Here is a 13,726-nt window from a genome sequence, read left to right on the forward strand (position 1 = left end):
ACCAGGCCGCCTCCCCGACCTCGCTCTTCGCCGCCCAGCCCACACACGCCGCGACCGAGGAACACCTGGCGGGCCTCGGCGTCCCGTTCACGGCCCTGCGCAACGGCTTCTACGCGAGCACGATCGGCTACTACGTCGACGCCGCGCTCGACACCGGACGGCTCGCCCTCCCCGAGGACGGCCCGGTGTCCTGGACCGCACACGACGACCTGGCCGAGGCCGCCGTCGTCGCCCTCACCGAGGAGGGCGTGCTCGACGGCGTCACCGCGCCCCTGACCGCCCCCGAGATGCTGACCTTCGCGGATGTCGCGGTGCTGCTCGGCGAGCTCACAGGCCGGCCTGTGGAGCGCGTGGTGGTGCCCGACGAGGAGTGGAAGGCCGCGGTGGTCGCGGCGGGTATGCCCGCCCCGGCCGCGGACTTCACGCTGGGCATCTTCCGCGCCGCCCGAGCGGGCGAGTTCGCCGTCACCGACCCTCTGCTCGAGAAGGTGGTGGGGCACCGGCCGATCGGGGTGCGCGCCATGCTGGAGGGACTCGTCGAACCCCGGGTCCGCTAACGGAGGGCGCCAGGCAGGGCCCGGGCTCAGGCACCCTCGGGAGCCCCACTCCGCATCGGGGGGGTCGACACGGGCGGGTCTCTCCGCAGCCGGGGAGCGGTTCAGGGCACATGCTCCCCGTCGACGGACGCCCAGCATGACAGAAGAAGAAGGTCAAGAGGGGCGGTGGGGCATTGTGGTCCCGACCATGCCGCTGACCTGGCGGAAGCGGAGGGATTCGAACCCCCGGACCCTTTCGGGACTCTCGCTTTCAAGGTGTGCTGCGCCGCTGGTCAGGCGGCATTCTGGCAGCTCAGCCGTTCATCGGGGTACAGGCTCGGACGGGCTGAGCGGACTGGGTTGCGACACGCGTTGCTGTCAGGTTGCTGTCCCCCGGCGTGGCCCCGCCACGCCCTCACACTGCCCTCCGAGCGCCGTCCCGTCGACCTGGCGCAGCCCGACCGCCCGTCCGCTCGTGGGCGGCCCTCGACGCAGCCGCCGGCCGACCTACGCCAGCTCCGCCCACGAGTGGACGGGTGGTAGCCCTCGGGGAGGTCGTCGGGACGGCGCGGGCCACCGTCCTGTTGATCTGCCCGCCGGCGAGGGCTCGTGCACTACCAAGTTGGAAACGGCGCACAACTAGCGGAACCTCGAAATGTCCGCGCACACCCATATACCAGTACGGCACCGCCTGGAGACCTAGTCGATCCCCGATCAATACGATAGCTTAGTTGCTGATACCAGGTCGCCCTCCTGACTGTGAGGCACGCACGTGGCAACTCCAGTTGAGACTGCCCTCTTGAGGATCGCTACAGCGATCGCCACTCAGGTTGGCAAGAATTTGCTCGCTGGACGTCTATCGAGAGCAGAACGCTCGATGACACTTTTTGAGCTTGCAACGAAGCGCGAGCTTGGCTTGAAAGCATGGCGAAGACTCGATGGGCAGCTATTCCAGTTGACCAACGTAATAATGGAGCGTCTTGAGCCATTCGTCGAAGTAGAGTTCGCAAGGTTGCCCGAGAATGAAAGACTCGCCGCGCTCGACGGTGTTGCCGATGTCCTTGAGTCAAGACATTTTTCGGACGATGCCGTCCTTACTGCGAACCTCGACGAGAACGCCATAATTGCGTCTCTGTCCAAAATTGTATTCGAAACGAAAGCCAACCACCTGTTGTCAGTCGACGCTCAGGAGTACTTCGACTTAATCCTCCGCGAGACAGTTGCACACCTTGCTGAGATCGCCATCACTCTACCGAGCTTTCAAGGGCGAACACTTAAAGAGCTGCTCGCGCGAGACTCTGAAATAATCTCGCTCCTTCGTGAAGTCCTGGAGAGGATGCCACGACGCGAGTCCCGCCGAGCACTAACTCGAAGTCAGGAATTCAAGCTTACGTTCGACCGCGAGATGACTCGGTTCCTGGATCGAGTCGAGATCTTTGGAGTCACACAGTTCGGACCCAGTAGGAAGTATTCACTGAATATTGCATATATCGGCCTCACTCTCGACGCAAAAGTTGAGAGTGAGACCGATACAGCAGCGAAAGCACCTGGCCAAGTTGTCGAGTTGGGCCACGAGACCAATATCGAGAACGCGGTGGCATCGTGTCAGTATCTATACATTCGCGGGGAGGCAGGGTCCGGAAAGACTACGCTTCTAAGATGGCTAGCGCTTCAGAGCGTTACGAAGTCTCATACGAGGCAACTATACCATTGGAACAAGGTTACGCCTTTCTTGGTCGAGCTCCGAAGGTTCGCAAAGTCAGACCTTCCAGGGCCACAAGAACTCCTCAAGAGCCTTCCTCGACATGTATCAGATCGATCGCCGGACGGCTGGGTTCACGACGTCCTCGAGTCGGGGAGTGGAGCGATATTACTTGACGGGGTCGACGAATTTCCTGCCGACCGTCGGCCAAGTCTAAGGAGGTGGATCGAATCAGTAGCTGAGTCCTACCCAGGCATTCCAATCGTAGTGACATCTCGCCCGTCGGCCACTCCAAGTGATTGGCTAAACAGCTTAAGTTTCGTCTCAGCCGACCTTCTACCAATGTCCCGTGCGCACGTCGCATCCTTTGTCTCGCATTGGCACTCCGCCATTTCTCGGGAGGATCCTGACGAGCATGCAATAGAGAAAGCAGACGCATTCCGTCGTTCCATGCTGGCCGCTTTGACGAGAAGCCATCCCCTACGCCAATTGGCCTCGAACCCGCTGCTGTGCGCCTTACTTTGCGCGCTCAATTGGGAGCGTCGGCAGCAGCTTCCAAAAAGTCGAATCTCCATATATAGAACCGCGCTTGAGATGCTCCTCTATCGACGCGACCACGAGAGGACAGTCGCGTACGATGCGCCTCCAATGGCTGAAGTCGGCATGCAGTACGAAGACATGATTACTGTTCTTGGCGCACTAGCCTATTGGTTTACCTTGACCGGCCAAGCCGACGCTGACGAGCGTCGAGTTGTAGCCAAGGTTGGCAAGACAATCAAAGAGATGCCTGGCCTTGATCTGACCGGAGAGGAAGCGTATAGAGCGCTGCTTGCGCGCTCAGGTGTCCTAAGAGAACCAACGCCCGGCAGGGTGGACTTTATTCATAAGAGCTTTCAGGAATATCTTGCGGCGATACGCTGTCTAGAAGAGGACTCCATCGAGGAGCTGCTCAAGAATTCGACGCGTGACTCATACCGCGAGGTTATTGTCATGGCTTGCGGATGCGCCCGACCCAAGGAAGCGGAGGCTATAATAGGACAGCTTCTGACTCAATCTTCGAAAGCACGAATCTCGAAGGCACGGAAGTCTTACCTGCATCTCTTGGCAGTCAGCTGTCTCGAAGTGACGAAGGAGTACAGTATTGAGCTAAAGGCTCGCGTATACGACAACGTTGCTTCATTGACCCCGCCATCATCCCTTCAGAGTGCGCGTGTTCTCGCCACTTTGGGTGACGATGTATTCAAAATATTGCCGACCGACGTCCGGTCGTTAAGCGAGCGGACGGCCATAGCGACGCTCAATTGTGCCGCGATCGCTGGTTCTCCTCCCAGCAACGCCATCTTTCAAAACGCGGCACTTGATACTCGGGCGTCGATACGCAAAGCTCTCCTTAGCCTCTGGGGTCTATTTGATCCGACAGATTATGCATGCACTGTCCTAAATCGAGCCGAAGGCCACGAGTGGCGTCTACAGGTGTCCGACCCTTACGTGTTAGGCGGACTGTCGTCAGTGAAGAAGATCAAGAGCCTGGAGTGCTCGTTCAGTGGACCAATTGGAGGAGAAGAGCTCGAGCCTCTAGACGCGTCACGCGCGCTCGTTTCTTTAGCCATACGAGATAACCCTAGGATCGTGAGCCTTCAGCTAATTCCCCACATGAGCCGACTGCGAGGTCTCCGTCTAGTCAACTGCCCCAATCTTCAATTGATCGAGGGTCTAGCACAGGCGCGCTACCTCTCCGTCCTTGAGATCGACGGTATACCAGTTGAGCTATCTTCAGACAGTATCGAGAACTTCGTCAATCTACGAAGTCTTCGCATCCATGATTCACTTGCTCTGGCTAGTCCGAGAATATTACGGAACTTTGGGCGGCTCCAGCGGCTAGACCTAGGCGGCAGGTGCGGGGTGGGTTCAACAGGTTCGCTCGGCTATAGTTCTTCCTTGGGCACGCTAATCCTGTCGCGATGCCTCGAGTTACGCCAGGTTAACGGACTTGGGTCGCTAACAAAGCTGCAGCGTCTCGTGGTTCGAGACTGCCCGGAGCTTGAGAGTCTATGGGGGATCGCAGACGCGGCTGATTCTCTCAGCGAGCTCACAATTTCCGACGTAGAACACCTTCCCGACTTCCGCTTCATCGGGACACTACGGAACCTTCGTTCACTTCGGCTTGAGCGCTGCACTATTGATCGGCTTGACTCCCTGCTCAATCTTAATCAACTCGAGGTATTGCATATTGAAGAATGCACGGTCGAGAATGTTGTTGATTTGAGCCCATTAACTCGCAGAGGTGTTGAGATCCGGGGATTGTCACCCGACGGACAGCCCATTTCAGCGCATTCTGTGCTGCACGATCTGGGCGATACAGCTGACCATCTCGACATCGAGGGATACCTATTTGAGGACCAGAATTTGGAGATTGATATCCTTCTAGAGGAGTTCGGGATCGATGACTGAGCTTAAACTGGCCATCACCTGAGGTGCGTGGGGCCGGAGGGGACCGGCCGAAGGCCGCAGCCCCGCCGGACGCGCCGAAGGCGCTCTTGATCAGGCCTGAGTCAGGACAACTCGTCGGTAACTTGTCGACGGCAACGTTCTGACCTGCACTTCGTTCCCGCGGCCAGTCGCGAGATGGACACTAAGAATTCGCCCGGCAGGCGTCCGTGCAAGCGGTTCGAGGCCGGTCAGCGAGCATCCTCCTGGGCTGGCCGTCGGGTGAGCCATCTCGGTATCCGCAGGTCACAAGCTCGCATCGCTCCACATAGGATCGATTGCGGTCGTGTCTGTGGTCAAGGAGAGGGGTAAGGGCGCAGGGCGGGTTACTAATCGGCGTCCCGACTCAGGTCTGAGCCGCTCATCGACCTACCCTCGCCTGCCGGTGTCCTCCCGCAACGTTGATCAGCAGAGATCACTGGACGTGACGAGTGCTGTCGAAGACGGGTTGCTGTCAACAACTCGGCGCGAGAGACGTGAAGACTAGTGATCATGCCTCTGACCTGGCGGAAGCGGAGGGATTCGAGCCCCCGGTCACTTTCGTGACGCTCCTTTCAAGGTGCGCTGGGCCGCTGGTCAAGGCGGCGTTCTGGCTGCTCAGCCGTTCATCGGCGTTCGGCTCGGGACGGGCTGAGTGGACCGGGTTGCGGCACGGGTTGCTGTCAGTTGCCACGGGCCGGTCGAACGGGGCACCCATCGTTCGGCGCAGAGATCAAGACTCAGCAGCTCTCCCGCGAGCCTTCCGCGCGGAGCCGATCAGCGGTGACCTCTGCGTCGACGGTGACAGGCTCCGACATGCTGACACTTTTGATCTCGCCGTGGAGCGCCTCGATGTGCCGAACAAACTCCTCGGCGTACATGAATCGAATTTCCGGCCAAATCTGGCGCGCCTCGGGGTTGCACGCGTCCTGCTTGACAACGTCAATCCAGCCATGCCAGCTTTCGTCGCTGATAAAGCCGCGAAGATTGCCTATAAAAAGGGCCTCGTCTGAGATCAGTTTCTGAATTATGAAGTACCTCCGCCGATTATCCTGCTCGTCACGGCCTTCGCAGCCACGAGTGCGAAGGTGCCACGCCATCAAATCTGGGTTGGCGTAGAGGATCTGATGGCGTGCCTCAGCCTGCCCAGCCGTGAGGGCAGCCTCTGTGGTTTGCTGTAGCGACTTGGTCTGGCGGCGTGCGAGTAAGACTTGGTACGTGCTGACAAGTAGCGCGAGCAGAACGACCACAAGCGAGGCGATCTGCACCCAGACGGGCGAGTCCACGGTTTACCCTTCCAACGAGCGGGGAGCGTCATCCGCTACTCGGAACAACGTCACGCATCGTTAGCAGCCTCGATTGCGCGCGTGGCGGAACTTGCCTCCTCAAGGCGACCCACCGGTGGTCCTCGATCGCCAGGAGGCGCGCACACTTCGAGACAACCTCAAGGAGGAGCTTGAATGCAGGAGACAGTTGCCCTGCCAGCCCTTATCGTTGCCTTCTTGGCCCTAGCAGTCTCAGGCTACCTAGCATACCGACAAGCATCCTTGATGCGGTTATCGAATCAATTGCCACTCCTCATCGACTTGATTCGCGAGCTTCGCTCAACTGAATTCCTAGAGCGCGAGAGGTTCGTCAATTCTGAACTTAAAGGCTACGACCCAGGACTTGGCTACGCTGACTTACCTGAGGAAGCAGCAGACAATCTTCAGCACGTGAAGTCTCTCTTCGACTCGATTGGCGCATTGGTCGCCTTCAAAGTCATCGACGAGAGAGCTGCGATCTCCATCTTTGGCTTCCGTGCCAAGCGTGCTTGGGCTTCAATGCAGCCTTTTGTCGAAGTTGAGCGCGGCAAGCGAGCAGGCAATTATGGACCATACTTTGAGCACTTTGTGTGCCTCATCGAGGAGACGCCACCAGAGAAGATCACCAAGGACCTCCGGCTTAGGAGACTCCCCGCCAGCGTGAGCAAGCCACGCGAAGAGCGCCGTCCCGTCGACCTGGCGCAGCCCAACCACGCGGCCGCCCGTGGGCGGCCCGACACGCCACCTCCGGCCGACTTCTGACGCGCCGCCCGCGGGTGGCCGTGTGGTAGCCCTCGTGGAGGTCGTCGGGACGGCGCGGGCCACCATCCTGTTGATCTGCCCGCCCGGCGAGGGCACGTCTGTGGACAACTGCCCGCAGCAGTCCAGAACTGTCGGTGCTCTCAAGCATGGTGATCATGTCCACAGACCCACAGCTCAGCAGCAGCGCGGCGCCGGCCGCGGCCCCAGCCCCGACTTGTAGGCTGGCTGAGCACGCCGAAAGGAGATCTGAGCATGTCGACGTCCTTCCGGGTTGCCGGCCTCTTCGCTGGCATTGGCGGCATCGAGCTCGGTTTTCACAACGTGCTGGGAAGCGCTCTCGACACCACGCTGCTGTGCGAGGTTTGGGAGCCCGCGCAGAAGGTCCTCAAGGCCAACTTCCCCGACGCCGACCTCTACGACGACGTGGCAACGCTTCGAGATCTACCTGAGAACCTCGACCTCGTCGCAGCAGGATTCCCCTGCACCGACCTCTCCCAAGCAGGGAGAACCGCGGGCATCCGCGGCAAACAATCGGGCCTGGTCTCGCACCTGTTCGAGATGCTCGAGCTCGCCGAATCGCGACAGCACAAGCTCCCGTGGCTGCTCATCGAGAACGTGCCCAACATGCTCATGCTCGACCGCGGCGAGGCGATGGCCTACCTCGTCAAGGAGCTCGAGAAGCTCGGCTACTCCTGGGCCTACCGAGTCGTCGACTCCCGGTTCACCGGAGTACCTCAGCGCCGCAGGCGCGTCATCCTGCTCGCTTCCCGCAGCGAGGACCCGCGGGCCGTGCTGTTCCCGGACACCGGCGTCGAGCTCGACGTCGCAGCGCTTCGCTCCGACGCGTTCGGCTTCTACTGGACAGAGGGCCGCGGCGGCCTCGGATGGGCGCAGGACGCCACCCCGACCTTCAAGGGCGGCTCCACCATCGGCATCCCCTCGACGCCTGCCGTCTGGCTGCCTGAGCGCACAGATGGGCCGCAGGTCGTCGTCCCCAGCATCGAGGACGGTGAGGCGCTGCAAGGCTTCACTCGGGGCTGGACGGCTCCCGCCGACCTCGGCAGGCGCAACGGCCCCCGATGGAAGCTCGTCGGCAATGCGGTCACCGTCCGCGTGGCCGAGTGGATCGCGCGCCGGCTGCAGAACCCCGGCACGTTCGACATGGAGTCGCGGGAGTGGCATCGCTACCGCGCCTGGCCCTCGGCTGCGTGGGGCCGCGACGGCGCCGTGTGGACCGTCAACGTCACCGAGTTCCCCGAGCTCCAGCCCTACTCCCACCTCGGAGACCTGCTGACGCTCGACGACGCCACGAGCCTCTCCCATCGGGCGACGGCCGGCTTCCAGAAACGACTGCACTCCGGGAACCTCGGCCAGTACCCCGGATTCCGGGACGCGATCGCCCAACACGTGGCCTTCATGGACCCGCTCAAAGGGCAGCAGGAGCTCACACCCGTCCCCCTGAGCTGAACACGAACGTGGCGTGGCGAGCCTGGCCCTGGTGATCCTTGGGGCTAGGCTCGTCACACTATGTACGGGCCTGACCTGTTGGTGCGCTTCCTTGAGACCCCTGCCGCGCCCGACAAGTGGGGCGTCCGCTGGCAGTACAACTCCCGCTCGGACCGACACTCCAAGGTCGGCTGCTGGGGCATCGCGCTCGACCTCCTCATGACGTCCTCGCTGCTTCGCTCGCATGCGGCGGACGGGAAGGTTGTTCTGGGCGTTAACCACACGATGCGCGACTTCTCGACGTCCAGGAAGAAGGACCTCGACCTCGTCATCGCCCGGCCCGCAAGCCCGGCCGAGGAGGGTGGCCCAACCTTCGCCAGCCTTGTCGACCGCTTCGGCATCCAACTCAACCCCGAGGAGCAGGCCGTCCTCGCGGCGCTTCCCGAGCTCCGCATCGCACCCGTAGGAGCCGTCCTCATCGCGCTCGAGGCGAAGGCGTGTATGACCGCCCACGTGAAGGCGCTTCCCCGGATCTACGACGAGCTCAACTCGTCGCACCTGTGCATCCATGGCGCCTCGAAGCAGGCCCTCGCCATCGCCTACGTCCAGGTTAACGCCGCCAAAGAGTTCCTATCTTCCGTTAAGAACCCCAAGGACGATGCCCGCGTCCGCCCAGAGTTCACCAAGCACCGTCAGCCGACCGACACCGAGCGACTCCTGACCAAGGTCAGCGAGATCCCCCGCCGCTCCGCCTCCTCCGAGGTCGGCTTCGACGGCATCGGCGTCACTGTGCTGGACTTCCGCAATGATGGCGGCCCGGTCCAAGTGGTCAGCAAGACCCCTGCACCCCAACCGGATGACCCGTTCTTCTACGCCAGCATGATCGTCCGGATGGCCAGCGAGTATGACACAACCTTTTCTAAGATCTGACCCGCGTAAGATCAACTACGCCCCAGAACTCGCCGCGCGCGCAACAGCTTCCGCGAGAACCGATCTGTCCTGACCAACTGACCAGGCCACAAGGACAAATCCCTCAATACCTTCGAACTCTCGTCTGACAGCTCCGCTGAAGTCACTCATCGAAACGAGCACCAGCGAGACTGGCTGACCACCACCTAATTCATGGCGAAAGTAAGTCAGCTGCCCCAGTGCGGATAGAACCCTTTCACTCAAGAGCGGCTTGCGCGAAGCTTTTGCTTCAACGAGAACAATCGCACCGTCCGTCACGGCAACGTAGTCAACTTCGATGACTCGTCGGGGTCGACGGACCATCATATCGGCGTCGGATACTGGCGGAAGAAATTCGTAGCCACGCTGAAGTCTAAATCCGCTAGGCAGGACGCTTCGAAGGGCCTGCCCCACTGCTTCCTCAAATTGGAGCGGACTGACGCGAACGACTTGTGGACTACTGAACTGTCTCCCAGCAATCTCTACCGACGGAGTCGAGCTCTCCCAGCTTGCTCGGCGAACGCTACCAGCGAGCTCCCTCAGCTCCTTGATACCGGGATCTGAGTCCTTGACCAGAACGATGTGATCCAACTCAAGTCGTAGCCCTAGCGTTTGAATTGCATTCTGCGCCTGCTCGTAAATCTGGCGCCGGGACAATCGGGCCGAGAAGCCAAACAGCAGAGCCCATCGTCCCGCATCCAGATCGTAGGCGACGATGGGCGCCTCAAGCATGATCCCACGGCGATTAAGCTCGACGTCGAGGCGGGCGCCGTCTTCAAGAGCACTCTCTACCAATGCCTCTTGATCCATCCCAGCACCCCGCTTCCGCGTTCCTTGATCGCAGCGAGCAGATCTTCCGCATCCTGAGCTGTCCAGGTCTCGTACCGGCTGGACTCATTCCAGTCCTTCACGGTCGCCCAGTTTGCTGCGAACGCCGGGCGACTGGCAGCGAAGGAGCCTCGGGCGGATTCAAGGCCTGCGATCTTTACCAGTTTCTGCAGATCGTGCGTGTACATTTCATTGACTAACGCCTTATCCGGCATGTGATAGCGCTTGATCGACTTGAGCACGCATGCCTTGAGGGCACACTCCACCGAGTAGCCTGCCAGGTAGTACGAACCAGACCACATGCCCACATCGTAGAGAGCCTGCGCCTCATCAAGGCGGCGTCGAGCCAGCGCCCGGAAGTCCTCGGTCACCCCGCGGGCCTCCTGGATTCGAGCTTCAAGCAGACGCCGCCAACTCTACCGGTCGCCCCTGCGTCAGCTAGCCGCGGACCATGCGCGCTTAGTGGGCGTCGTCGTGGGCCGGGGACCGGCCGGAGGCCGCATGCCCCGGCCCGGCGCCAGCCGCTTGATCAGGTAGAGAAACTCTGAACCCCTGAGCGTTTACGCCGCTGTCGGGCCCCGCCTGATCGGTGACACCCCGGCTTCAGCTGATGGGTGACGCATCGACGCCACGCAGCCGAACTGCTCCGCAATCTTGTCACCATGTCCGCACACGGAAGACCAGGCTCGACTGGTACCTCCGTCGGTCGGCAGGGCCAAGGGATCGCCAGGAGGGCCGCCCCGACGACCATGGATCCAGCCGCGCGTGTCCTACCAAAGTTCAACCCACGCCCGTAATGACCGCTTCGCGAGCTCAAGCAGGCCTACCGAACCCGATCCGAGCTACCGGCTCAAAAGCCATACTTATCTCGACGCAGTTTGAACGCTCTTTCGCCACCTTCCATCACATGCGTGATCTCGTCACGCAGTTCAGCGACGTCAATTGCGCCTGTTAGCTTAATTCGCCCACCTGACTGATCCCCTGCTCGTCGATAGTCACAGACTGCGACCAACTCGGCATCACCGTTCACCACAAGATTCGCGTTGTGACTTGCGACGATAACCTGCCGCCGAGACTTCGACTCCCAGAGCCATGTCACAACGTCCTCGATAATCTGACTGTCCAAGTCCTCCTCAGGTTGGTCAATCAGTAGAGGCATACCAGTCTGCGCAAGAAGCACCCGAAGCAAGGCGGTCGCCTGCTGGCCGGCTGAAGCCGCTGCAAATTCTATGTACTCCTGCTCCTTCGTTCGATAGGAAAAGACTGGCTTGTCCTCAATTGGCGTGAGAGCCAGATCGAGCCACGAATCAACTGTCACCCGACCTCGTAGTCTCTGCTGGTCCGCTACGGGCAAGCCGAGCCTTGACAGAGTTGGAGTCAACTCTGTCGTCAGCTCAACGCTCTCATCGAGCATAGTCAGTTGCTCAAGTTCGCCCAGAACCGTTTCCCAAGTGTCGAGCGGCGACGATTCCGCCGCTAATGCAGCAAATAGACCCTCGAAGCGAGCGGCTCGGATACCCGATCCAGATGCGAGTGCACGGAAACGCACTTCCACCTGCTCTAGTCCTTGCCCGCGAATGACCTCAGCCTTTAAGAGACCTTCAGACTGCTCAGTCATTATGCGACATTGCTCAAGAAGCAGCCCGGATCGCTCCGCGTAAAGATCCACTAGATGCTGTCGCAACTCTCGGTGAATTGATTCCGGATTCCCGAGCACCTCAGATTCCTGACGGAGCGCGACAAGCTGTTCTGCAGCAGTCATGCGGCGAGTCTCGATCTCCGCCAGCTGTGTGAGCTGTTGCTCCTGCGAGGCCGACCGACTCTTTACATCCTCGTAGTGTGAATCAAGCTCCGCAAGGATGGCCTCCGCGCCCACGAGCGCCTCACCAACATTCCCGCCACCACTAACCGCGGCAGCGACCGACGCTTGTGCAGGCTGCAGAACGCTTCTGATCTGATTGGCGGTGTCGATAAGGCTTTCCCGCGCTCTCTCCATCGCGACCAGAAGTTCACCTGGAGCGTCGTGCGTCGGTGCGGGTAGCTGCTCCATGAGCCTGTCAACTTCGCCGAGAGTGGCAGTCACGCGATCAGCCAGACCCGTTGCAGAACGACGCCAATACGCAATTACCTCTCGGCTACCGTCCACGATCGGTCGGTCGCTGAGAATCTTCTGATCCTGTTCAGAGAGCCCGGCAAGTGATCGGCGGAGGTATGCTGCCTGATCTAGCAGAGACTGCTCATTCGCTACTGCTCGACGTATATCACCCGCCACCGCACGAGATCGTCGGAGTGCGGCATAGTTCTGACGAAGACGATTCGCCGTATCACTGGTGGCGTCGTCCTTGTCCTGAAGCTTTTGCCGGATGGGTGCTGTAATGAAACGGGTGAGCTCCTCGGGGAGAACTGCGACGCTACTTAGCTGCTTTTGGCTGTAGGCATGAATAGGAAGCAGTGCCTGGACGGCGATCTCATTGACTCTCGCGAACTCACCAGCGCCAATTTTGAGGAGCATCTCCCCGGATTTCGCCGATCGCCGCACGATATGCTCGATCCCATTAAGGACGAAAGTTACCTCGACTTGGCCATCCACGCTGGCCAGCGTGGCACTGATCAAGCGCTGACGCCTGGCATCTGCCGACGGGGCGCCCTCATCTGTAAAAGTTCCTGTCGGGACGTCTCCAATACACCATCGGATGTAGTCGAGTATCGTTGACTTCCCTGTTCCACGTCCCCCGATAAGGGCATTATATTGGCGATTGAACGCGAGATCGAAAGGCCCAAGAAACGAGCTATTACTGACGTGCACGCCCGATATGAAGATATTCGGCAACGCAGGTTCGACGTGCGAGATGCGGGACTCTTGCGCTAGACAAGCTTGCCGAAGAGCCTCAGCGGTCGGCTCAGCCCATTTCACCCACGAAGAATTCTTTCCGAGGTCCTTGAAATCCCTAGATCGGGAATCAGATGTCTGAAACAATCCGATCCGCTTCGCACCCCAGTTGGTATCGAGCCCATCAAAGATTCTACGATTACCGCTTGTGGGCTTGGCCTTCGAATCTACGGTGCCGTCCAGGTAGCCGCCGACACATGGCATACTCTTATATTTGGCGTGCATCCCGGAACGCATCAGAGTCTTGTAACCGCCATCAGTTACGTTTGGGAATACGGTGTAGCGTCCTCGTAACCAAGGACGCGTATCGAGGGTGGAATACAGGTCCTCAAACGATTGAATGTGGTCCAGTCGCGTTACCGGAGGTAGGCGCTCAGCAGTCGGATCGGTCTCGGCGATTGCGAGCGCCTCAAGCACGGAGCTTAGCTTCTCTTCAGGGAAGTCAGCATCGAGAATCAGAATTGCTTGACAAGGAACAGCCAGAGTCAGTTCTAGCCCAGGGAATACAACTAGTCGATCGACAACGGGAAACGGGACACCATTCGCGTCAACTTCGGACGCCGCCGCCTCTCGGATAAACGGGAATATGGCGAAATCGTGATGGTCCGTTATGGCTACTGCCTGAAGGCCCCTCGTTCGGCATGCCGATACAAACTCTTCCGCGTAAGCACGCCGGTCCTCCTCGGTAATAGCACGCGCGCCTGCCCAATTCGTGTCACGAGGGGTGTGAACCTGAAAGTCTGCGCGATAGTAGTGCGCGCCTGTGTCAAGCATTGATATCCTCAGAGAACTAGTCGCCAGCTTAGTTGGTGCGTCGCCAGATCGTGAAATTAACACGCAAGAA

9 protein-coding genes are annotated in these 13,726 nt (G+C 59.9%); 5 read left to right on the forward strand and 4 right to left on the reverse strand.

Features of this window, described 5'->3' with window-relative positions:
• Both H5J29_RS00545 and H5J29_RS00550 read left to right on the forward strand, forming a co-directional pair.
• Nucleotides 1-557 (forward strand): Rossmann-fold NAD(P)-binding domain-containing protein (locus H5J29_RS00545; protein WP_512700099.1); only part of this gene is annotated, 557 nt, incomplete at its 5' end.
• 751 nt (nt 558-1,308) lie between these two features.
• Nucleotides 1,309-4,689, forward strand: coding sequence for an NACHT domain-containing protein (locus H5J29_RS00550; RefSeq protein ID WP_376768482.1), 3,381 nt, complete (start codon nt 1,309-1,311; stop codon nt 4,687-4,689).
• Nucleotides 4,690-5,444: 755 nt separating this feature from the next.
• On the opposite strand, the gene H5J29_RS00555 is transcribed toward H5J29_RS00550, so the two are convergent.
• Nucleotides 5,445-5,990, reverse strand: coding sequence for a hypothetical protein (locus H5J29_RS00555; protein ID WP_181778874.1), 546 nt, complete (start codon nt 5,988-5,990; stop codon nt 5,445-5,447).
• 174 nt (nt 5,991-6,164) lie between these two features.
• Between H5J29_RS00555 and H5J29_RS00560 the strand changes: the two genes are divergently transcribed.
• The 3 genes from H5J29_RS00560 (at nt 6,165) to H5J29_RS00570 (ending at nt 9,146) form a co-directional block, all read left to right on the forward strand.
• The gene (locus H5J29_RS00560) at nt 6,165-6,770 is read left to right on the forward strand and encodes a DUF4760 domain-containing protein (RefSeq protein WP_181778875.1); all 606 of its coding nucleotides are present in this window, start codon (nt 6,165-6,167) and stop codon (nt 6,768-6,770) included.
• 252 nt (nt 6,771-7,022) lie between these two features.
• Nucleotides 7,023-8,237 (forward strand): DNA cytosine methyltransferase, encoded by a 1,215-nt coding sequence (locus H5J29_RS00565; protein ID WP_181778876.1) that lies wholly within the window; start codon nt 7,023-7,025, stop codon nt 8,235-8,237.
• Nucleotides 8,238-8,297: 60 nt separating this feature from the next.
• Nucleotides 8,298-9,146, forward strand: a complete 849-nt coding sequence (locus H5J29_RS00570; RefSeq protein WP_181778877.1) for a hypothetical protein — start codon at nt 8,298-8,300, stop codon at nt 9,144-9,146.
• A 15-nt stretch (nt 9,147-9,161) separates the two neighbouring features.
• Here the strand turns inward: H5J29_RS00570 and H5J29_RS00575 are convergent, their stop codons facing one another.
• The 3 genes from H5J29_RS00575 to H5J29_RS00585 form a co-directional block, all read right to left on the reverse strand.
• Nucleotides 9,162-9,974 (reverse strand): hypothetical protein, encoded by an 813-nt coding sequence (locus H5J29_RS00575; protein ID WP_181778878.1) that lies wholly within the window; start codon nt 9,972-9,974, stop codon nt 9,162-9,164.
• A complete protein-coding gene (locus H5J29_RS00580; protein ID WP_181778879.1) occupies nt 9,953-10,363 on the reverse strand; it encodes a HEPN domain-containing protein in 411 nt (136 codons plus the stop codon). The genes H5J29_RS00575 and H5J29_RS00580 overlap by 22 nt, the downstream gene beginning before the upstream one ends.
• 479 nt (nt 10,364-10,842) lie before the next feature.
• Nucleotides 10,843-13,656: a TrlF family AAA-like ATPase gene (locus H5J29_RS00585; protein ID WP_181778880.1), complete on the reverse strand. Its 2,814-nt coding sequence runs from the start codon at nt 13,654-13,656 to the stop codon at nt 10,843-10,845.
• Nucleotides 13,657-13,726: the final 70 nt, after the last annotated feature.

It is taken from the genome of Pseudonocardia pini (assembly GCF_013870575.1).
Lineage (GTDB): Bacteria > Actinomycetota > Actinomycetes > Mycobacteriales > Pseudonocardiaceae > Pseudonocardia > Pseudonocardia pini.

Bases quoted from the DNA above. Each gene is read 5' to 3' on its own strand.
- H5J29_RS00560 (WP_181778875.1), top strand. From the start codon at position 6,165: ATGCAGGAGACAGTTGCCCTGCCAGCCCTTATCGTTGCCTTCTTGGCC.
- H5J29_RS00565 (WP_181778876.1), top strand. From the start codon at position 7,023: ATGTCGACGTCCTTCCGGGTTGCCGGCCTCTTCGCTGGCATTGGCGGC.
- H5J29_RS00570 (WP_181778877.1), top strand. From the start codon at position 8,298: ATGTACGGGCCTGACCTGTTGGTGCGCTTCCTTGAGACCCCTGCCGCG.
- H5J29_RS00575 (WP_181778878.1), bottom strand. From the start codon at position 9,974: ATGGATCAAGAGGCATTGGTAGAGAGTGCTCTTGAAGACGGCGCCCGC.
- H5J29_RS00585 (WP_181778880.1), bottom strand. From the start codon at position 13,656: ATGCTTGACACAGGCGCGCACTACTATCGCGCAGACTTTCAGGTTCAC.